The sequence below is a fragment of the Brevundimonas aveniformis DSM 17977 genome, assembly GCF_000428765.1.
Classification (GTDB): domain Bacteria; phylum Pseudomonadota; class Alphaproteobacteria; order Caulobacterales; family Caulobacteraceae; genus Brevundimonas; species Brevundimonas aveniformis.
The window spans coordinates 368543-388320 of the sequence record NZ_AUAO01000003.1; the positions used below are offsets into that span (position 1 = coordinate 368543).

The 19778-nt window shown below is 63.7% G+C and carries 17 protein-coding genes and 1 tRNA gene; 5 read left to right on the forward strand and 13 right to left on the reverse strand.

Annotated features, from left to right (window positions below):
* Nucleotides 1-64: 64 nt before the first annotated feature.
* From G391_RS0110335 to dusB, 4 genes are read right to left on the reverse strand one after another with little or no spacing between them, the layout of a single operon-like run.
* Nucleotides 65-928: a D-amino-acid transaminase gene (locus tag G391_RS0110335; RefSeq protein WP_029087454.1), complete on the reverse strand. Its 864-nt coding sequence runs from the start codon at nt 926-928 to the stop codon at nt 65-67.
* Nucleotides 929-2347 (reverse strand): nitrogen assimilation response regulator NtrX, encoded by a 1419-nt coding sequence (gene ntrX / locus G391_RS0110340; protein WP_029087455.1) that lies wholly within the window; start codon nt 2345-2347, stop codon nt 929-931.
* 1 nt (nt 2348) lies between these two features.
* Nucleotides 2349-4586, reverse strand: coding sequence for a sensor histidine kinase NtrY-like (locus G391_RS0110345; RefSeq protein ID WP_029087456.1), 2238 nt, complete (start codon nt 4584-4586; stop codon nt 2349-2351).
* Nucleotides 4587-4643: 57 nt separating this feature from the next.
* Complete coding sequence (gene dusB / locus G391_RS0110350) at nt 4644-5648, reverse strand: tRNA dihydrouridine synthase DusB (RefSeq protein ID WP_029087457.1); 1005 nt, start codon at nt 5646-5648, stop codon at nt 4644-4646.
* A 50-nt stretch (nt 5649-5698) separates the two neighbouring features.
* On the opposite strand from dusB, the gene G391_RS0110355 reads away from it, so the two are divergent.
* The 3 genes from G391_RS0110355 to G391_RS0110365 all read left to right on the forward strand — a co-directional run bounded on the left by G391_RS0110355 (nt 5699) and on the right by G391_RS0110365 (nt 8617).
* A complete protein-coding gene (locus G391_RS0110355) occupies nt 5699-6835 on the forward strand; it encodes a bifunctional 2-C-methyl-D-erythritol 4-phosphate cytidylyltransferase/2-C-methyl-D-erythritol 2,4-cyclodiphosphate synthase (protein WP_029087458.1) in 1137 nt (378 codons plus the stop codon).
* 274 nt (nt 6836-7109) lie between these two features.
* The gene (locus tag G391_RS0110360; protein WP_029087459.1) at nt 7110-7673 is read left to right on the forward strand and encodes a YfbR-like 5'-deoxynucleotidase; all 564 of its coding nucleotides are present in this window, start codon (nt 7110-7112) and stop codon (nt 7671-7673) included.
* 38 nt (nt 7674-7711) lie between these two features.
* Entirely contained in the window at nt 7712-8617 is a 906-nt protein-coding gene (locus tag G391_RS0110365; RefSeq protein WP_425393396.1) for an NUDIX hydrolase, read from the forward strand.
* On the opposite strand, the gene nusG is transcribed toward G391_RS0110365, so the two are convergent.
* From nusG to G391_RS0110390, 5 genes are all read right to left on the reverse strand, one after another.
* Complete coding sequence (nusG, locus tag G391_RS0110370) at nt 8614-9177, reverse strand: transcription termination/antitermination protein NusG (RefSeq protein WP_029087461.1); 564 nt, start codon at nt 9175-9177, stop codon at nt 8614-8616. The two genes, G391_RS0110365 and nusG, sit on opposite strands and share 4 nt — an antisense overlap.
* Nucleotides 9178-9188: 11 nt before the next feature.
* A complete protein-coding gene (gene secE, locus G391_RS0110375) occupies nt 9189-9473 on the reverse strand; it encodes a preprotein translocase subunit SecE (RefSeq protein ID WP_029087462.1) in 285 nt (94 codons plus the stop codon).
* A gap of 23 nt (nt 9474-9496) precedes the next feature.
* Nucleotides 9497-9572: transfer RNA gene (locus G391_RS0110380), tRNA-Trp, on the reverse strand.
* Nucleotides 9573-9736: 164 nt separating this feature from the next.
* Nucleotides 9737-11068, reverse strand: a complete 1332-nt coding sequence (locus G391_RS14550; protein WP_211226490.1) for a hemolysin family protein — start codon at nt 11066-11068, stop codon at nt 9737-9739.
* Between the two features lie 92 nt (nt 11069-11160).
* A complete protein-coding gene (locus G391_RS0110390) occupies nt 11161-13164 on the reverse strand; it encodes a DUF3857 domain-containing protein (RefSeq protein ID WP_029087463.1) in 2004 nt (667 codons plus the stop codon).
* A 169-nt stretch (nt 13165-13333) separates the two neighbouring features.
* Here G391_RS0110390 and G391_RS0110395 point away from each other — a divergent pair, with 169 nt between their 5' ends.
* Nucleotides 13334-14626, forward strand: a complete 1293-nt coding sequence (locus tag G391_RS0110395; RefSeq protein WP_084169214.1) for a flavin monoamine oxidase family protein — start codon at nt 13334-13336, stop codon at nt 14624-14626.
* Nucleotides 14627-14685: 59 nt separating this feature from the next.
* Here G391_RS0110395 and G391_RS0110400 read toward each other — a convergent pair whose 3' ends face one another.
* The 4 genes from G391_RS0110400 to G391_RS0110415 form a co-directional block, all read right to left on the reverse strand.
* Nucleotides 14686-15543 carry a cytochrome c1 gene (locus G391_RS0110400; RefSeq protein WP_029087465.1) on the reverse strand — a complete coding sequence of 286 codons (858 nt, stop codon included), beginning with the start codon at nt 15541-15543 and terminating at the stop codon, nt 14686-14688.
* A 6-nt stretch (nt 15544-15549) separates the two neighbouring features.
* Nucleotides 15550-16851: a cytochrome b gene (locus G391_RS0110405; RefSeq protein WP_029087466.1), complete on the reverse strand. Its 1302-nt coding sequence runs from the start codon at nt 16849-16851 to the stop codon at nt 15550-15552.
* A gap of 7 nt (nt 16852-16858) precedes the next feature.
* Entirely contained in the window at nt 16859-17395 is a 537-nt protein-coding gene (gene petA / locus G391_RS0110410; RefSeq protein ID WP_029087467.1) for a ubiquinol-cytochrome c reductase iron-sulfur subunit, read from the reverse strand.
* A gap of 165 nt (nt 17396-17560) precedes the next feature.
* Complete coding sequence (locus tag G391_RS0110415; protein WP_029087468.1) at nt 17561-18823, reverse strand: dipeptidase; 1263 nt, start codon at nt 18821-18823, stop codon at nt 17561-17563.
* Between the two features lie 71 nt (nt 18824-18894).
* On the opposite strand from G391_RS0110415, the gene hemF reads away from it, so the two are divergent.
* Complete coding sequence (hemF, locus tag G391_RS0110420) at nt 18895-19770, forward strand: oxygen-dependent coproporphyrinogen oxidase (protein ID WP_029087469.1); 876 nt, start codon at nt 18895-18897, stop codon at nt 19768-19770.
* The last annotated feature ends 8 nt before the right edge of the window (nt 19771-19778 follow it).

Genomic DNA, 19778 nt, shown 5'->3' on the forward strand with positions numbered 1-19778 from the left:
CGAAACACCCGCCCACACACACAAGCCCTCAAGCTAGGGGCTCTGATGCCGTGGGGCAATGCCCCTAGATCGCCGCTTGCTCTGCCCGCTGCAGATAGAGTTCACGAAGACGTTGGGCCACCGGCCCTGGTTTGCCGTTCCCGATGGCGACCCTGTCGATGGCAACCACCGGCGTCGCGAACCCCGAGGCGTTGGTGTAAAAGGCTTCGCGGGCCCGTTTGACCTCATCAGGCGTGAAGCCGCGTTCCTCCAGCTTGAGCCCCTGCTCTGCAGCAATCGTCAGGATCGCCGCCCGGGTGATGCCGTGCAGGATGTTGGCCTGGGTATCGCGGGTGCGAATGACGCCGTCCTGATCCACGATCCAGGCATTGGAAGCCGTGCCCTCTGTGATCGTGCCCATATCGTCGACCAGCCAGGCGTCGGCCGCCCCCGCCTCGATGGCGTCCTGCTTGGCCAGAATGTTGGGCAGAAGCCCCACCGTCTTGATGTCACAGCGCCCCCACCGAATATCAGGGCGCGTCACCACCGAAATGCCGCGAGCAGCCCCGGCCTCCTGTTTTGCCCGATCCACTGACTTCGCAGTCACGACCACGGAGGGCGGCACGTCTGCCGAAGGAAAGGCGTGATCCCGCGCCGCCGTGCCGCGGCTGATCTGAAGATAGACCAGACCGTCTCGCACTCGATTGCGGCGAACCGTCTCGCGCAGAACATGGGTCAGCGCCGCTCGGCTCATCGGGCGGGTGATATGCAGGGCGTCCAGGCTGCGTTCGAGCCGCGCCATATGTCCTTCGTAGTCCATCAGCCGGCCGTCAGAGACGCCCCACACCTCATAGACGGCATCCGCGAACTGATAGCCCCGATCCTCGATGTGCACGGCGGCATCTGCCTTGGGGCCATAGCGGCCGTTGACGTAGGCGACCCGCGACATTCAGACCTCGTCGCCCTCAACGTCGTCCTCTTCGCCACCACGCGAAGGGGCAACGCCCAATGACTTGAGCTTCCGGTGAAGCGCCGATCGCTCCATCCCGATAAAGGCAGCCGTTCGGGAAATGTTGCCACCGAACCGAAGGATCTGAGCCGAAAGATACTCCCGTTCAAAGACCTCGCGCGCTTCTCTGAGCGGCAGCGCGATGATCCGTTCCGGCCCCATCGAGCCCGCCTGACCGGCCTGAGCCACCTCCTGCGGCAACATTTCCGCGGTAATCGGCTCGGACGGATCACCCGTCGCCAGGATCAGCAGCCGCTCGATGTTGTTGCGAAGCTGGCGGACATTTCCGGGCCAGTCGTGCACCTGCAGTGTGGCCATGGCGTCATCGCCAAGCCGACGCTGCGGCATGCCCTGGGCCACCGCGATGGTCGAGATGAAATGTTCGACCAACTCGGGAATGTCCTCGCGCCGCTCCGCCAGACCCGGCGTGCGAATGGGCACAACGTTCAGCCGGTGGAACAGGTCCTCTCGGAAACGTCCTTCGAGGATCTCGTTCTGGGGCTCCTTTGAGGTCGAAGACACGACCCGCACATCGACCTGGACGTCCTTATCCCCCCCGACGCGGCGGAACCGTTGCTCCACCAGCACCCTAAGAATCCGGCTCTGGCTTTCCAGCGGCATATCGATGACCTCATCGATATAGAGCGTGCCGCCATGGGCGCGCTCAAAGACGCCGATCTTGCGCGGACGCCCGCCTTCACCCTCCTCGCCGAACAGTTCGATATCCAGCCGCTCCGGGTTCATCCCGGCAGCCGAGATGGCGACGAACTCGCCCTTGGCCCGGGCGCTGGCGTCGTGGATCAGCCGTGCCACCAATTCCTTGCCCGAGCCGGGGGGGCCTGAAACCAGGATACGACTGTTCGCCGGCGCGACCTTGGCGACGGTGGCACGCAGCTGTTGAGCCACGGGCGACTTGCCGATCAGACCGTCCGGCACAAAGGCGCGCACCCGTAGCATCCGGTTTTCGCGTTTCAGGGTGGCCTGTTCGAGCGCGCGCTCGACCACAACCAGCAGGCGGTCGGACTTGAAGGGCTTTTCAATGAAATCGTAGGCCCCGCGTTTGAGCGCACTGACCGCCGTTTCGATATTGCCGTGACCCGAAATCATGATCACCGGCAGGTCGCCATCCAGTTCCTTGACCAGATCGAGCAGTTCCAACCCATCAATACCCCCGCCCTGCATCCAGATGTCGAGCACCAGGAGGGTCGGCTTTCTCGCACGGATAGCCTCCATCGCCTGGTCGGCGTTCGAGGCCGTACGAACGGCATAGCCTTCATCCTCAAGCAGGCCCGAGACGAGGTCACGAATATCGGCCTCGTCGTCGACAACCAGTACGTCGGCATTGTTCTTGGCGGTCATATCACTCAGCCTCATCCGGGGTTTGGGGCACGGGCTTGATGGTTCTCGGGAAGACCAGGCACACACGGGCACCTGTCAGGTCGACGGCATCGGCCAGGATCAGTTCCCCGCCATGCTCTTCAGCAATACGCTTGACGATAGCCAGACCAAGGCCGGTGCCCTTCTCGCGATTGGTCACATAGGGCTCGATGAGACGATCCCGATCACGAGCGGGAAGTCCGATGCCATCGTCCTCGACGACATAGACGACGTAATCGTCACTCACTTCGATCGAAGCGCGCAGTCGTCCGGGGCTTGTCGGGTCAATCGCCTTGCGAGCCATGACCGACTCGGCCCCGTTCTTGAGGATGTTGGTCAGCGCCTGACCAATCATTCGTCCATCACAGATCAGCCGGATCGCCTCGCCGGGCTCCTCCAGCTCGACCACGACATCGGGCGAGCCGACGCGGCGAGCAAAAACGGCTTCCCGCAAAAGCTCAACAGCATCTTCATCGGCGAACTTGGGGGCCGGCATGCGGGCAAATGAGGAGAACTCATCGACCATACGGCCAATGTCCTCGACCTGCCGGATGATGGTGTCGGTGCACCGGTCGAACGTCTCCACATCCTCTTCGACCTGCGAACGGTACTTTCGGCGCAGGCGCTCGGCCGACAGCTGGATTGGCGTCAATGGATTCTTGATCTCATGGGCAATGCGGCGCGCAACGTCACGCCAGGCGGCGTTGCGCTGGGCGGTCATCAACCGGGTAATGTCGTCAAACGTCAGCACGACCTCGCCGCCAGCGCCACCTGACGTTCGGACTCTGAGGCGCCGGGTTTCGGATTCCCGCGACACGTCAATGTCGTGCTCGGCCCCCTCGCCCTCATGAATGAGCGATGCCAGCTCGGGAGCAATCTTGCGGATGGGCTGACCGACAACCCCCTGATCATCAAGGTCCAGCAGGCGCACGGCCTGATCGTTGATGGCCGACACACGCCCTTTGCGGTCCAGCCCGATGACTCCCGCCGACACCCCCGACAGGACCGTTTCGATAAATTGGGATCGGTTCTGAGCTTCGGTTGACGCCGCTTTCAGCGCCGTTTGCTGAGCATCCAGATCCTCCGTCATCTTGTTGAAGGCCCGAGACAGGACGGCGATCTCACCAGGATCAGTTTCGGAGTCCACGCGTGCTGTCAGATCGCCCGAGGCGACCCGGTGCGCCGCCTTCACCAGGCGCCCGACCGGGGCCGAAATCGTCGAGGCGGCCGACAGGCCTAGCCAGATCGCGCCGACCAGCACCAGGAGCGCCGTTTCAAAATAGGCCAGCAAGAAGGTGAACTGAAGTTGGCTACGAGTCGCCTCGGCTTCGCGGTAGGAGGCTATCGCCCGCGCGCCCTCTCGCAGGCCGAGCAGCGTGCCTTCCGGCAAAGGCTTCAACACATAGAGGTAGGCATCACCGTAGTCGTCCAGCGGATACAGGGCGCGGATGACATCCGGATTCTCGGTTGCCGCCACAGGAACAACCTCGCCGGCAGCGGCCAGCGCAAGATCGTTGGCGGGTGGAGCCAGAAACGGCGGTGCCCCGCTCTGCTCGCCGCGTGCCAGAATCTGCCCGTCACCGTCCAGGACATAGATGGCCGGATAGCCGAAGAACTCACCGATCCCGACAAGGGCGGCCCCAAATCGCAAGCGGTCCTGGAAGATGCCGCGTACGGCTGACAACTCGCGCGCCATGGTCGCCAGGTCATTTTCCATTTCCTCGCTGACGTCGCGGACATAGCCACGTCCAATATCGGCACTGTTTTCAACCGCGGCCCTGACATTTGAGCTGAACCAGCCCTCGACCCCCCGGTTCACCAGCACGCCGAACACGACGGCCACCAGCACGGCGGGAACCACGGCCACGGCCGAGAAATACGTCACGAACCTCAGGTGCAATCGCGCACCGACATCGTCGGCCTGCTCGCGGACAAGCGCCAGAACTCGTATGCCGACCGCCACGGCCAGGGCAACGATCAGCAAGAGATTGAACAGCAGAACGATGAGAATAGGTCGGCTGGCCGAGACGATGGCTCCGGCCTCTCCCGTTGCCGGGGCTGAGGCCACCAACCAGACGCCCACCGCCGTTACCACGACAGCCAGCCCGTAAACGCCCCCGAAAACGTAGCGCGCCCGCGAACCGGTCAACCATCCGAGGATACGCGCCGTCCAACCCGGAGGCGGACTGTCAGGCTCGGACTGCAAGGTGACCGATGGCATCCCTTCGCCTATGGCCCGACTGTGCTCAATATTCAACAGTATTGTGGCTTGGATGCTTCAGGCGGCCTGGGCTGCGTCCGACAGCCACAGCGTCCGCAAGGCAGACACAACGCCCTCCGGGTCATCCAGTCGGCAAAGGCGGGCCTTGTCGGCGCGACGCACCGCCGGATCCGGGTGATAGGGGGCACCCTCAATGTACCAGCCCAGATGCTTGCGAAACATCTTCAGGCCCAGGCGCTCGCCATAGAAGTCCAAAGACCGGCGATAGTGCCGCTCAACAATCTCAAATCTTGTCCCAAGGCCCGGCTCGCCAAACGGCATGCCGTCAAGGCCGCGCTCGATGGCCGCCGCGATCCAGGGGCGCCCCTGGACACCTCTCCCCAACATCACCGCATCACAGCCGGAGCGATCCATCGCTTCGCGGGCCTGATCTGGTGTGTTGATGTCACCGTTGACGATCACAGGGATCGAGACAGCGTCGCGAACAAGCCGCACCGCGTCCCAGTCGGCGGCATCGGAATAGAATTGTTGCCGGGTTCGCCCGTGGATCGTCACGGCCTGGACCCCAATCCCTTGGGCGCGTCGCGCCAGCTCGGCAGCGCTCAAGCTGTCGTGATCCCATCCCAGGCGCGTCTTCAACGTAACCGGGCGAGTCGTGGCCGCGACAACGGCCTCAAGAATGGCGCAAGCCCGGTCCAGGTCGCGCAACAGCGCCGACCCGGAAGCGATCCCGGTGACTTCCTTGGCCGGGCAACCAAAGTTCAGGTCGATGATGTCCGCCCCGGCGCGCTCGGCCATGCGGGCCCCGTCGGCCATCATGTCCGGGCGGGCCCCAACCAGCTGGATCACGGTCAATCCCAATCCTTCGCCAACGGCGGCCCGGCGCACGACATCGGGCCGACCCCGCGCCAGCTCAGCCGAGGCAACCATCTCCGTTGCCACATAGGCCGCACCAAGCTCTGCCGCCGTTTGGCGGAACGGCAGGTCCGTGATCCCGGTCATGGGCGCGGTCAGCACCCGCCCCGGGACGGTCACATCACCAATGGTCAGTTGCGCGGGCATGGCGCGGCTTTTCGCTCGCCAAAGGCCCCACGTCGAGTCTAGCAAGCGCCATGAGCTTTTCTGCCATTGTCGTCGCCGCCGGCTCCGGGACCCGTTCGGGCGGGCCAAAGCAATGGCGCATGCTGGCCGGCAAGCCCGTCATACGTTGGTCCGTCGAGGCCTTGCTCGAGGCAGGTGCCACCCAGGTCATCGTCGTCATTCCGGCCGGAGCGGAAGCCCAGGCCGATTTTTGTTTGACGGGACTGAGCGGTTGGCGTGCAGTCGTCGGAGGTGCCCAGCGGGCCGATTCGGTTCGGCGCGGCCTATCCTCTGTCGAGGCTGACCTGCCCGTTCTGGTTCACGATGCCGCCCGCCCTCTGCTGAGCGGCGCGACGATACAGAATCTCCTCAAGGCCGTTGAAAGGGTACCGGCCGCAGCGCCGGCTCTGTCGGTTGCCGACACGCTCAAATCAGCCGCTGATGGGCAAGTGGCCGGCACCGTCGACCGGGCAAATCTCTGGCGCGCCCAGACGCCCCAGGCCTTTGCTCCCGGCGTCCTCCAGAAGGCCTACGAAAGCTGGCAGGACACGGACAGCCCAACCGACGAACTGGCCGTCGTTGAGGCTCATGGCGGTACGGTCCGCCTGATCCCGGGCGATCCCCGCCTGATGAAGCTCACCTTCGCGGAGGATTTCGAATTGGCCGAAGCTCTCATTCGTGGCCGGGCGCGGACGCGCGTGGGGAATGGGTTCGATGTTCATGCCTTTGGTCCGGGCGATGCCATATGGCTGTGCGGGGTGGAAGTGCCCCACACGCATGGGCTGGTCGGGCATTCTGACGCGGACGTTGGCCTTCATGCCCTCACCGACGCGGTGCTCGGGGCCATAGGCGACGGCGACATCGGCGATCATTTCCCGCCGAGCGACCCGCAATGGAAGGGGGCCAGTTCAGACCGGTTCCTGGCCCATGCCCGCGATCTGGTCGTCGCGCGAGGGGGCGAGATTGTCCATGTGGATGTGACCCTGATCTGCGAGCGCCCCAGGGTCAAACAGCACCGTCAGGCCATGCGCCAGCGCATCGCGGACATCCTGGCTCTGCCGCTGGATGCTGTCAGTGTGAAGGCCACCACGACCGAGGGCCTGGGTTTCACGGGCCGTCAGGAAGGCATAGCGGCCCAGGCCACCGCAACGGTCGATTTGCCCGCCTGACACCCCACCCCTCCGTCACCGTGCGGTCATCAGACGATCATCGCCATGGGGGCGGTCTGCGCGAGGCTTTCTTGCCATGCGCGCGATGATCCTGCTCAGCGACACATCGGTTCACTTCCCACAGTGGCCCGGTTGGTCTTATTGAGAACAACGCCCCCGAGGGGCGCGCGGCTTCCGCGATTCAAATTTGCTCTACTGTGAGGCGTTTCATAGCGTGGCCCAGACCCGCCCCCGTACCGTGACCCCCAAAGATGCCCCGCGCGCCTGGCAACGCATGCTGTCCGGCCGCCGTCTTGACCTGCTCGACCCGTCTCCCTTCGACATCGAGATCGAGGACATTGCGCATGGCCTCGCGCGCGTGGCGCGCTGGAATGGTCAGACCATCGGCGAGCACGCCTTCTCGGTGGCCCAGCATTCGTGCGTGGTTGAGGAAATCGCCGTCCATATCAAGCCAGACCTCGAGGTGAAGTGGCGGCTGGCGGCCCTGCTGCACGATGCATCGGAATATGTGATCGGCGACATGATCTCACCTTTCAAGGCCGCACTTGGCGTCAACTACAAGGATTTTGAGGCCCGTCTGGAAGCCGCAATCCATTTGCGGTTCGGGCTGCCGCCCAAGAACCCTGTGGCGATCAAAAAGCTAATCAAACAGGCCGACCGGGCTTGCGCCTATTTCGAAGCGACGCAACTGGCCGGCTTTTCGAAGTCGGAATCGCTCGGCTTCTTCGGCAAGCCGCCCGCAGGCTATGAGCTTCAGATTGAGCCCTTGTCCGCCTCGGCAGCCCAGCGCCTTTATTTGGACCGCTTCGAAGCCCTGGTTCAGGCCGCGCGCCGGTGAGCGCCGACCCGGTCACCATCGGCCTGTCCGCCGTCGTGATGGCCCCGCTGGAGGGCGACACGGCAGTCCTGACCGTCCAGCGCCAGGGCGATTCCCAGGCCGGGTTGCCGTCCGGTCCGTTCGATCCCTCGATCGACCGGACCTTCGAATTGGCTTTGCGGGCCTTCGTGACCAGTCAGACCGGGCTGGGGATGGGCTTTGTCGAGCAACTCTACACCTTCGGCGACGCCGGGCGTGAGACACCTCAGGCTCAGCTCGGTACTGAGGAGACGGGGCGGGTCGTTTCGGTCGGCTATCTGGCCCTGGCCCCCGTCGCCGTCGAAACGACCGGCGAGGAGGCCCTCTGGCGTGCCTGGGGCGAGTTCTTTCCCTACGAGGACTGGCGCAAGGGACGACCCGCCGTGATCGACGAGATCATCGGCCCGTGGCTCGCCCACTGGACGGGCGACGACGATCAACGGCGGGCCCGCGCCGAGGCCCTATTCGCCCTGTCGGATCGCTCCGCCTGGCGCGATGAGCGTGTGCTGGAACGCTACGAACTGCTCTACGAAACGGGCCTGGCCTACGAAGCCGCGCGCGATCGCGGTCAGGCACCGCCTCAGGAGGCCCGTCGGGTCGGGCTGCCGCTGCGATCCGATCATCGCAGGATCATGGCGACGGGACTGGGACGGCTCCGCGGCAAACTTCGCTATCGTCCGGTGATCTTTGACCTGCTGCCTGCGGAGTTCACCCTGTCCCAGCTCCAGCGCGCCGTCGAAGCCGTGACGGGTCAGCCGATGCACAAACAGAACTTTCGGCGGGGCGTCGAACGCGCTGGACTGGTCGAACGCACGGGCCGGCTCAACACGGCGACCGGGGGTCGACCCGCCGAGCTGTTTCGTCGTCGATCCGAGATTGCGGGCGAAGCGCAGACCTTGGGCCTCGCCCTGCCGATCCAGCGTTAGCCGACCTTTTCGACCTGGTCGTATTCCAGCTCGACCGGGGTGGCGCGACCAAAGATCGACACCGAGACATTGAGGCGCGCACGCTCTTCGTCGACGCTTTCGACAATGCCGTCGAAGCTGGCGAACGGGCCGTCGATGACCTTGACCGTCTCGCCAATGTCGAAGCGGATCGTCGGCTTGGGACGCTCAACGCCCTCTTCCACCGTGCCGACGATACGCTGGATTTCCTTTTCGGAGACGGGCATGGGCTTGGCCCCCGACCCGAGGAAGCCCGTCACCTTCGGCGTGTTCTTGATCAGGTGGAAGACCTCGTCGGTCAGGTCCATCTTGACCAGGACGTAGCCGGGGAAAAACTTGCGTTCGGTATTGACCTTGCGCCCCCGGCGGATCTCGACGACGTCTTCGGTCGGGACCAGCACCTCAGAAAAACGATCCGACAGACCCTGGTTGCGGGCCTGGTCGAGGATGTTCTCCTTCACCTTCTTTTCGAAGTTGGAATAGGCGTGGACGATGTACCACTTGTGGTTCGGGTTCGAGGCCGCCTGGGCTTGTTCGGTCATGTCGATATTCCCTAGCGACCAATCTGGATGAGCTGGCTGGCAACGAGCGCCATCAACAGGTCGACCGCCCAGAAGAACAGCGACGCCAGCGCCACCATGATGAAGACCATCACTGAGGTGATCCAGGTTTCCTTGCGGCTCGGCCAAGTGATCTTGCGACCTTCAGCCCGGACCTGGCTGAAGAACTGCATCGGAGAAATGCGCTTCTTGGGCGCATCCGCTTCGGGCGCGGTCACCGCGCCGCCCTGAACGATGGTGGTTCCCCCGCCGCGTGAGGAGGACTTCGCCTTGGCCATTCTGTTTCCGTCTCAGATAAAGGTGGCAGGAGTGGAGGGACTCGAACCCCCGGCCCTCGGTTTTGGAGACCGATGCTCTACCAACTGAGCTACACTCCTTCGATGAAGCCCACATAGGAACTCCAGCGCCCCGGACAAAGAACAACGCGCCGAAAGGACTCCCTTCGGCGCGCGCGGCCTTGGCCGGAGCCGGTGGCTTTAACAGCGCCCGGCCATGTGAGCAAGCGCATCCGTGCCGGAATAGTGCTGTCGAAGCGGGTCCGTCAGTCGACGACGTCGGGTGTGGCCGCCGGCAACCCGGCGACCGCGACCAGGGGGTAGAAAATCAGCGATTCAATCCGGCGGTCATCCATCTCGCGAACCTCGACCTCAAATCGCCCAAGCTGGAGCCGCTCGCCCTTCTCGGGAATACGCGACAGCTCGTGCAGAACAAGGCCCGCCACCGTGTGAAAACCGTCCTGTTCCCCGAAGTCCTCGCCCAGGGCATCGGCCAGCTCGTCCAGATCGGTCTGTCCGTCGATCACCCAGGATCCGTCGTCGTTGTGGACGATGTTCTGGCTGGCCTCGTCGTGCTCTTCATCGAAATCACCGGCAATCATCTCCAGCAGGTCGGTGGCCGTTACCACCCCTTCGAAGGAGCCGTACTCGTCGACGATGAAGGCCATGTGGACCTTTGAGCCCTTCAGAATTTCCAGGGCCTTGAGGACCGATGTGGTCTGAGGAATGAAGGCAGGCGTCTGGACCAGCCTTTCGACGTTGAACTCGCCGTTATCCAGCAAACTATCGAGCAGGTCCTTCTTGTGGACCACGCCCAGCGGATTATCGACATCGTTCTCGCGCGCGACGACCAACCGGGAATAGGGGCTGGCGCGGACCTCTTCCTTGATCAGTTCATCGGGGTCATCCAGTGCAATCCAGCTGACTTCATGGCGTGGAGTCATCGCCACCCGGATGGGCCGGTCGCCGAGCGTGAGAATCTCTTCGATCATCTCCTGCTCTTCCGGTTCGATCAGACCGGCCGAGGTGCCCTCGGCGATCATCGTCTCGACCTCTTCCTGGGTCACATCCGAGCCGTCGCGATCCTTGATGTTGAACAGCTTGAGGATGCCCGAGGTGGAGGCCGTCAGCAGCAGGACAAACGGCTTCAGGACGGTCGCCACGGTAGAGATTGGGCCGGCCATCCGCATGGCGATCGTTTCGGGGAAAATCAGCGCCAACCGTTTGGGCACCAGCTCCCCGACAATCAGCGACACATAGGTGATCAGGATCACCACGACGCCGGTGGCAATGACCTCACTCCAGGGCGCAACCGCCGGAAGCGAATGTTCCAGTATGGCGTCCAGCTCCGTGGCGATGGCCGACTGACCATAGGCACCGGCCAGGATGCCGATCAGGGTGATCCCGACCTGGACAGCCGACAGGAAATGCGTCGGCTCTTCAGCGAGTTCCAACGCGCGACGCGCACCGCGGTCACCCCGCTCGGCCCGGCTCTGGAGCTTGGATTTGCGCGACGAGACGACAGCCATCTCGGTCATGGCGAACAGGCCGTTGAGCACCACAAGGAGCAGAACGACAACGATGGCGAAGGCTAACATCTAGGGGGGAGGACCCGACGCGACCTCGGGGCCGCACCCCCTAGCTTAGGGCTAGATGCGTCCGAATACCATGGGCATGATTCAGGCGTTGATCAGGCCGCACCGGAACACCGTGCGGCGGCAAGGGCGATGACGATCGCCGTCCATGCGATCCAGCCCCAGGGGAAGTGCCCGCCCGATGTACTGATATAGCGACCGCCCCGTGTTCTGAGCACAAAGCCGACGCCGCTATTGTTCGCCAGTCGCTGAAAAAAGGCGCGATAGGCTTCAGCCTGGCGCGGAGCCAAAGTCTCGCCGGGCACCGTCAGGCTGATGGTATGCACGCCCCGTCGGCGATCGATCCATTCGAATCGCGCGCGCGCCTCCAGCCCGCCCGGACCGCGGATATGCTCGTCCCAGGGCGAGAAGTTGGTGGGCACGGCAAAATTGAACTCGCGACGGGTGATGACCTGGCGCGGCGCCCCCAACGAGATTGGCTCACGACGCGGTGTCGCGTCCAGAATGGGTAGATTGGGGCGCACCACATCGTCATAGGACAGGAACTGTCGCCCTTCCGACCCGAGGCTGACCAGAGCCTGTTCCACGTCATAAGCCTCTCGCACCGTCAGGCTGTTGGCGGCGGTATCTTCGGAGATCTGCAGCGAGGAAACGGGCCGCAACGGCGAGGCCAGTTCACGCTCCAGTTGTTCTCTGTACATTTCGGCAAGCGTCTCGGGGTCCCGATTCTCGATCAGCCGGCGCGTGTCATCTGCACGCCAACCGCGATGGGTGGTCGAACAGTCCAGCCGAGCGGGTCGGCCGACTTCACGGGGAAATGTCCACCGCTCAACAACCTCCCGCACAATCTCCAGCGGCGTCGGAGCGATGCGAACCAGTTCCGCGTTCTCGACAAGTGGCAAAGCCCAGCCGAACCGGGCCTGCGTCAAGCGTTGCAAGTCGCCGGCCTGAGGCGGAAGCGTCCCGTCCAGCCAGTAGTCGCGACCATCCAGTCGCAATCGCACGACACAATGGTTGAAAGCCCGCGGGCTGGGAATGAAGTTGCGGACATCATCACCCATGCCGACGTTTACCAGCGCGCAACTGGCGTCCAGCCCCATCCGCCGCAGCACGGTTGTCAGAAGCACCGAGGCGTCCTTGCAGTCGCCGTAGCGCGTTGACCAGATCGTCCGCAGGGCGCGAGGCCTGAACCCGCCCTCCCCTATCGCGACGGAATGATAGCGCAGCGTTCTCTGGACGAGCCGCAGCCCCTCAACCGCTCGGGCCGCCGGGTCAGAAAAACGGCCCCGAATCGCTTCGACCTCCGCGACAAATTCGGAAGGTGGTTCCCCGTCGTCTATCGCCGCCTCATACATGCCCCGAAACAGGTCCGATACCTGAGCCCAGGTCCGCGCAAAGCCGATCTCGACCGCCTGGTATCCGACGCTCCACGCCGGCGAGTATGGCTCAGGAAGGTACGGGGCGAGGTCCCGGACCCTCCAAGTGTAGATACGTCGGCCATTGCTGTCGCCGACGCGCGGAGCCGGTGCTCCGCCGAAGCGCCGGATCAACATGCGCTGCTCCGGGCGAGCGATCACCCGACAGGTCGTCTCTACAACGCGTGTCGACCACTGAAGGATAAAGAACCACGAGAAGGAATCTTTCAGCGCCGGCTGTTCACCGACAATCGAGTAGCAGCAATCGACGATGTCCCCCTCGCGCAGATCGGGGACCACCATGTGGGCCGTCACCCGCCCGTCATAGATCGCGCGTTCAAGATTGAGTTCGCGCCGCATCAGCTCGAAGGCCGCAGGCTGGCCCTCGTCACGCGCGACGCCACCTCTGATCACGCGAATCCCGTGGATGATCAGCCGCTCATATCGGGGGTCATAGGCAGCGTCGAAGCGTGCCGCCGACTGCAACCCATCGCGGCCCGTCACGGCCCGGACCAGACGTGTGGTCAGCCGGCGCTCTGGTCCTGTCAGATCCGCCTGGGTTTCACTGAGCAAGACGGCGATGCCGTCTGCACTGATAGCTCTGAGGTCGCGACCGTCGGTCCCCACCGGCGGAACCGGGAAGGCGGTCGGGGCCGGCGCGAACTCCAGTCCGCGCGTCGACATGCTTGTCCCGCCAGTACTCAAACGCCGCCCCCAACAACCGACTTAACCATAGCATCGGAACCAAGAGGAAGAACCGCGTGATCCGATCAGGCGAGTTGGCCCGATCAAGAATCCCCTTGCCGTCTTCGCCAACACCGTTCCAGATACCCATGGTTTCAGGAACGCGCCAATGCTCAATCGTCGTCACGCCCTTGCACTTCTGGCCGGCTCGGCGGCAGCCTGCCGCGCCCCATCAGGGTCCGAAGAGCCGGATGTCGTCATCGTCGGAGCCGGCTCCGCCGGTATCGCTGCAGCCCAGACGCTGATCGATGCGGGCCGGACGGTCCTCGTCCTTGAGGCCATGGGCCGCGTCGGTGGTCGCGCCTTTACTGAAAGCCAGACCTTTGGAGCCCCCTTCGATGTGGGCTGTGCCTGGCTGCACAAGTCTGACGACAACCCTTACACTGACTATGCTCGCACCCAGGGATTTACGCTCCAGCCGCACGAGTACGACCTGGAACGCGTCTATTTCGGCAACCAGCCAGGCAATGCCGCCCAGGTAAACGCGGCGGAGCACGAAATCGCCGAGGCGATCATGGACGCCCCTTCCGACGTGGCGGCCAGCACTGTGGCCGACATTGATACGCCGGTCGAAGAAGCCGCCGGCGACTATCTTGGGGCGCTCGACATGGCCGTCGACCTCGATGAGCTGTCGACCTTCGACTATGCCAATGCCGATGACCTCGAACCCAATCTGCTCTGTGCAGAGGGTTTCGGCTCAATCGTCCGCCGCCGCGCCGGAGGCCTCCCGATCCGCACGGGCACGCCTGTCCGCGGTGTTCGCTATGACGGCCCGGGTGCCATTGTTCAGACCGATGACGGAGAAATCCGTAGCCGCGCGGTGATTGTCACGGCATCGACCGGTGTGCTGGCCGCAGACGTGATCCGCTTCACGCCCGAGCTACCCGCCGATACCCGCCAGGCGATCGACGACATTCCCATGGGCATGCTGGCCAAAATCCCGCTTCAGATCCCCAGGTCCGCTCTGGGATTGGACCCCTTCACCGATCTTATGCTGGCGCGCGACGGCAAGAATGACCTGTACTTCCTGTGTCACCCCTTCGGCTACGACCTGATGATCGGCTTCGTCGGCGGCGATCTGGGTTGGGAGATTTCACGCGCTGGACGTGAAGCCGCCATCGACTATGCCAAGCAGGGGTTGGTCGAGATCTTTGGCTCAGACGCGGCCAATCAGGTTACCAAGGGGGCCCTGACCCCTTGGGCCTTCAATCCCTGGACGCGAGGAGCCTACGCCGCCGCCCGCCCAGGCAGATATTCGGCCCGCGCCACCCTGGCTCAACCCATCGCCAACAAGGTCTTCTTTGCCGGAGAGGCCCTGGCCGGCGGGCTGATACAGACCTGCGGCGGGGCATTCCGCTCCGGTCAGGCCACCGCTCGCGCGGTGCATACCGCCCTCGGCTGAAAACGAAAACGCCCGGCGCGAAGGGCCGGGCGTTCTCAGTTCAGGTGACGAAGTCGACCTCAGTGGCCGACGTCGCGCCATATCTTCTTGTAACTGAACCAGGTGATGATCCCGAACAGCAGCAGATAGATCAGAACGGCAAAGCCGGTGCGCTTGCGCTCGACCTGATGCATATCGCCCGCCCAGGCCAGGAAGGCCGCAACGTCCTGAGCCATCTGGTCGACGGTCGGCTCGGTGCCGTCGTCATAGGTTACAGCGCCCGCCACCAGCGGCGGGGCCATGGCGATGAAACCGCCCGGCGGCACATGGTGCTCGTCGCCTTCCCAGAACGGGCTCATGTCACCGTTCATATAGGGATTGTAGTGCTGGCCCGGATTGATCCGCAGACCATCAGGCGCATCGCGGTAGCCTGTCAGGATCGAATAGACATATTCGGCACCGCCATGGCGGGCCTTGGTGATCACCGACAGATCCGGCGGTGCCGCGCCGCCATTGGCAAAGGCCGCCGCGGTCGCGTTCGGGAACGGAGCCCGGAAATGGTCCGCCGGTGTGGCCGGGCGTGTGATCGGCTCACCCGTTTCGGTGTCGGTATCCGGCACCTCGATCTGGGCGGCAATCGCCGCGACATAGGGGTTGCGAGCGGCTTCGTGGTGCTCGTCGTAGAACGGCCCGCCTTCCTGCCCCAGCATCCGGTAGGCCATCAGGTTCATCGAGTGACAGGCCGAACAAACCTGCTCATAGACCCGATAGCCGCGCTGAAGCTGGCCCTGATCAAAGGTACCGAACGGCCCCTCGAAGCTGAAGTTGACGTTGCGCGGATGCAGGGCACCGCCTTCGGCCTGGGCCGCACCGGCACCCATCAGGGCGACGGCTGCAAAGAGCCCGGCGGCGACGCGCTTGGTAAGCGTGGAGGTCATCGCGGCTCAGCCCTTCTGCTCGGTTTCGCCGGTCAGGACCGGCTCGGAGATGGAAGCCGGCACAGCCAGCGGCGTTTCCTTCAGACCCACCCAGGGCATCAGCACCAGGAAGAAGAGGAAGTAGTACGCCGTCAGCACACGTGTCAGCCACAGGTAGGTGTTGATGTCGCCATCAAACAGCGTGAACCCGCCGCCGATGCCCGGAATGACGTTGGCGTCCGGCAGCTGAGCGCCGCACCAGCCAAGGCCTAGGCAGACCACCACAAAGATCACGAACAGCTTCTTCATGGTCGGGCGATAGCGCATGGACCGAACCCGCGAGGTGTCCAGCCACGGCAGGATGAACAGCACGCCGATCGCCGCGAACATGGCCACCACACCGCCGAACTTGTCGGGAATGGCGCGCAGGATCGCGTAGAAGGGCAGCATGTACCACTCGGGTACGATGTGCGCCGGGGTCTGGAGCGGGTTTGCCTCGATATAGTTGTCGGCATGGCCCAGGGCGTTCGGGTTGTAGAAGACGAACACCGCAAACAGCATCAGGAACAGGATGATCGCAAAGCCGTCCTTGACCGTGAAATACGGATGGAACGGCAGGTAGTCCTTCGACCGCGAGTCCTTCGGCATCAGAATGCCGACCGGGTTGCTCTGGCCCACCTGGTGCAGCGCCCACAGGTGCAGGAACACCACGCCCGCGATCGCGAACGGCAGCAGGTAGTGCAGCGAGAAGAAGCGGTTCAGCGTCGCATTGTCGATCGCCGGACCGCCGCGCAGCCAGATCAGGATCGGTTCACCGATAACCGGGATAGCCCCGATCAGATTAGTGATCACCTCGGCACCCCAATAGGACATCTGGCCCCACGGCAGGACGTAGCCGAGGAAGGCCGTGGCGATCAGCAGGAAGAAGATCACACAGCCCAGGATCCAGATCATCTCACGCGGCTGCTTGTACGAGCCGTAGTAGAGGCCGCGGAACATGTGGATATAGACCGCGATGAAGAACATCGACGCCCCGTTGGCGTGGACGTAGCGGATCAGCCAGCCGCCCGGCACGTCGCGCATGATGCGCTCGACCGAATCGAACGCCAGCTCGGTATTGGGGGTGTAGTGCATGGCCAGCACGATGCCGGTGGCAATCTGGACAACCAGACACAGCGTCAGGATGGCCCCGAAGGTCCACCAATAGTTCAGGTTCCGCGGGGTCGGCAGCGCCATGTAGTCGGCACCGAAGCGGATGATGGGCAGGCGCTCGTCCAGCCACTTCTCGATGCCGGTCTTCGGCACATAGGTCGATTCGTGATCGCTCATGGGTGCCTCAGCCGATACGGATGGAAGTGTCAGACAGGTATTCGTAATCCGGCACGACCAGATTCTTCGGGGCCGGTCCCTTACGGATACGTCCTGAGGTGTCGTAGTGCGAGCCATGGCACGGGCAGAACCAGCCACCATAATCACCGGTGCCGAACGTCGGCACACAGCCCAGGTGCGTACACGACCCGACAACAACCAGATACTGGTCATGGCCGGCCTTCACGCGGTCAGCATCGGCCTGGGGGTCCTTGAGCGCCGAAAGCGGGGTTTGTTCCGCCTCCTGGATCTCCTCGGCCGTGCGGTAGCGCACAAACACCGGCTTGCCCTGCCAGCGGATCACCACCTGCGAACCTTCCGAGACCTTGGTCAGGTCGAAGTCGATGGAGGCCAGCGCCACCGTGTCAGCCGCCGGGTTCATCTGGTTGATCAGCGGCCAGACGCAAGCCGCGCCCGCGCCAACCGCCGCAGCCCCGGCTGCAATGTGAATAAAGTCGCGGCGATTCGGATCGCCGTCGCCGTCGTGAACGACCTGATCGGTCACTGAGCCCACCTTCGTCAGGGGCCGCGATTGCGCAAACGCCGTCGCGGCAGAAATAGCCGTATGTGCGACCGGGATTAGAGCCCGCCCGCACCTTTTTCAACTAGCCAGTTGGCCGAAATCCACGCTTTCGCACCAGAAGAGGCCCTTGTTGCGAGTGTCTCGCAGCTATCGGGGTGATCCATCCAGTTCAGAGATGCTGGCAAAGTTCGCAGGCTCGCCTGCCTGTTCGGCAGCGACGGCCTCGACCCGTCGCATGACCCTCAGCACATTGGCACCGGCCAATTTGGCCAGGTCCGCGTCTGACCAGCCGCGCCGCGCCAGCTCCTCCAACAGGCCCGGATAGTCGGCCACACTGTCCAGTCCCGGGATGGTCGACGGGATGCCGTCGAAATCGCCGCCCAGACCCACGTGATCAATGCCGGCAACATCGCGGATGTGCGCGATGTGGTCCGCGACCTGCGACAGGCTGGCCTGGGGAAGCGGATTGGCCTCGGCCCAAGCGGTCAATCCCTGGGCGACCTGGTCGTCATTACCGCCCAGCGCAGCCAACCGGTCCCGCTCCGCCGTGCGCGCCAGGCTCCAGTCCCGAATCTCTTGTGAAATGAAGCCAGGAACGAAGGTGACCATGACGACCCCGCCATTCTGGGCCACACGCCGCAGCACCGCGTCGGGGACATTGCGCGGATGATTGTCCAGAGCCCGCGCTGACGAGTGCGAGAAGATCACCGGTGCCGAAGTCACATCCAGCACATCGTTCATGGTCGCCTCGGAGACGTGCGACAAATCCACCAGCATCCCAAGGCGGTTCATTTCGCGCACGACCGCCACGCCGAACGGCGTCAGACCATCGTGCTCAGGCTCGTCCGTGGCGGAATCGACCCAGTCCAGATTGTCTGAGTGCGTCAGGGTAATATAGCGCACCCCCAACGCCTGGAATGAGCGCAACACCGACAGGGAGTTGTTCAGGGCGTTGCCCCCCTCCATCCCGATCAGCGAGGCGATACGGCCCTCGCGGTGGATTCGCTCAATATCGTCGGCCGTATAGGCCAGCTCAAAGACATCGGGATGGCGGCGAACCAACTCGTGCACAATGTCGATCTGTTGCAGCACCTTGGCAGCGGCATCGGGTCCGCCCAACGAGGCCGGAACATAGACCGACCAGAACTGCCCCCCGACACCCCCTGCCCGCAACCGCGCAATATCGGTGTGCATCGGCGGATCCAGCCGAGACAGGTCCTGGGTCACGTCCAGCTGACGTGCGTCACCGTGCCAGCGTTCCTCGACCTGCCAGGGCAGATCATTGTGGCCGTCGATCAGGGGGGTCTGCTCGAGAACGGCACGAACCCTTTGGGATTCGGGGCTGTCCTGGGCGGCGGCGGGCGTGGTGATCATGGCAAGGGCGGCGGTCAGCAGGAGAACACGATGCATATCAAACTCCGAACAAGGGAATCACCCTAGCCGGGGTGACGCCACGTTGCGACTGTGATTGAAGGCGCGCCATGACCCTCGACCTCGATCTGACAGAACGCCAGGAAATTGCGCGCGCCTGGTTTGAAACTTTCCGCGATCAACTCTGTGATACGCTCGAGGCGCTTGAGGACGCCGCCGATCCTGACCTCTATCCCGGCGCTGCGGGACGCTTCGAACGCACGGCCTGGAAACGCGACGGTGACGGCGGCGGCGGCGTGGCTTCGATCCTGAGAGGCCGGTTGTTCGAAAAGGCCGGCGTCCATGTGTCGACGGTCTGGGGTGAGTTCACGCCAGAGTTCGCCAAGGCCATCCCCGGCGCAGAGGAAGATCGACGGTTCCACGCTACAGGCGTCAGCGTCATCATTCACCCGAAGAACCCGCACATCCCCACATCGCACATGAATACGCGACTGATCTCGACGACCAGGTCGTGGTTCGGCGGCGGCGGCGATCTGACGCCGATGCTGGACGCGCAGCGCACGCAGGAAAACGCCGACGCCATCGCCTTTCATGCCGCCATGCGGGCCGCTTGCGACGCGCAGGACCCGACCTGGTACGCCAAATACAAGGCTTGGTGCGACGAGTACTTCTTCCTGCCCCACCGGCACGAACCGCGTGGCATCGGCGGCATATTCTATGACCATCACTACAGCGGCGATTTTGGCCGCGACCTGACCTTCACCCGTGATGTCGGTCTGGCCTTCAAGGACAGTTATGCGGACATCGTGTGCGGACGCATGGCCCAGCCCTGGACTCCCGCCGAGCGCGATGAGCAGCTGATCCGGCGTGGTCGTTACGTCGAGTTCAACCTGCTCTACGACCGGGGTACGACCTTTGGTCTCAAGACCGGCGGCAATGTCGAAGCCATCCTCAGTTCCATGCCGCCCGAGGTGAAATGGCCGTGAGCCACAGA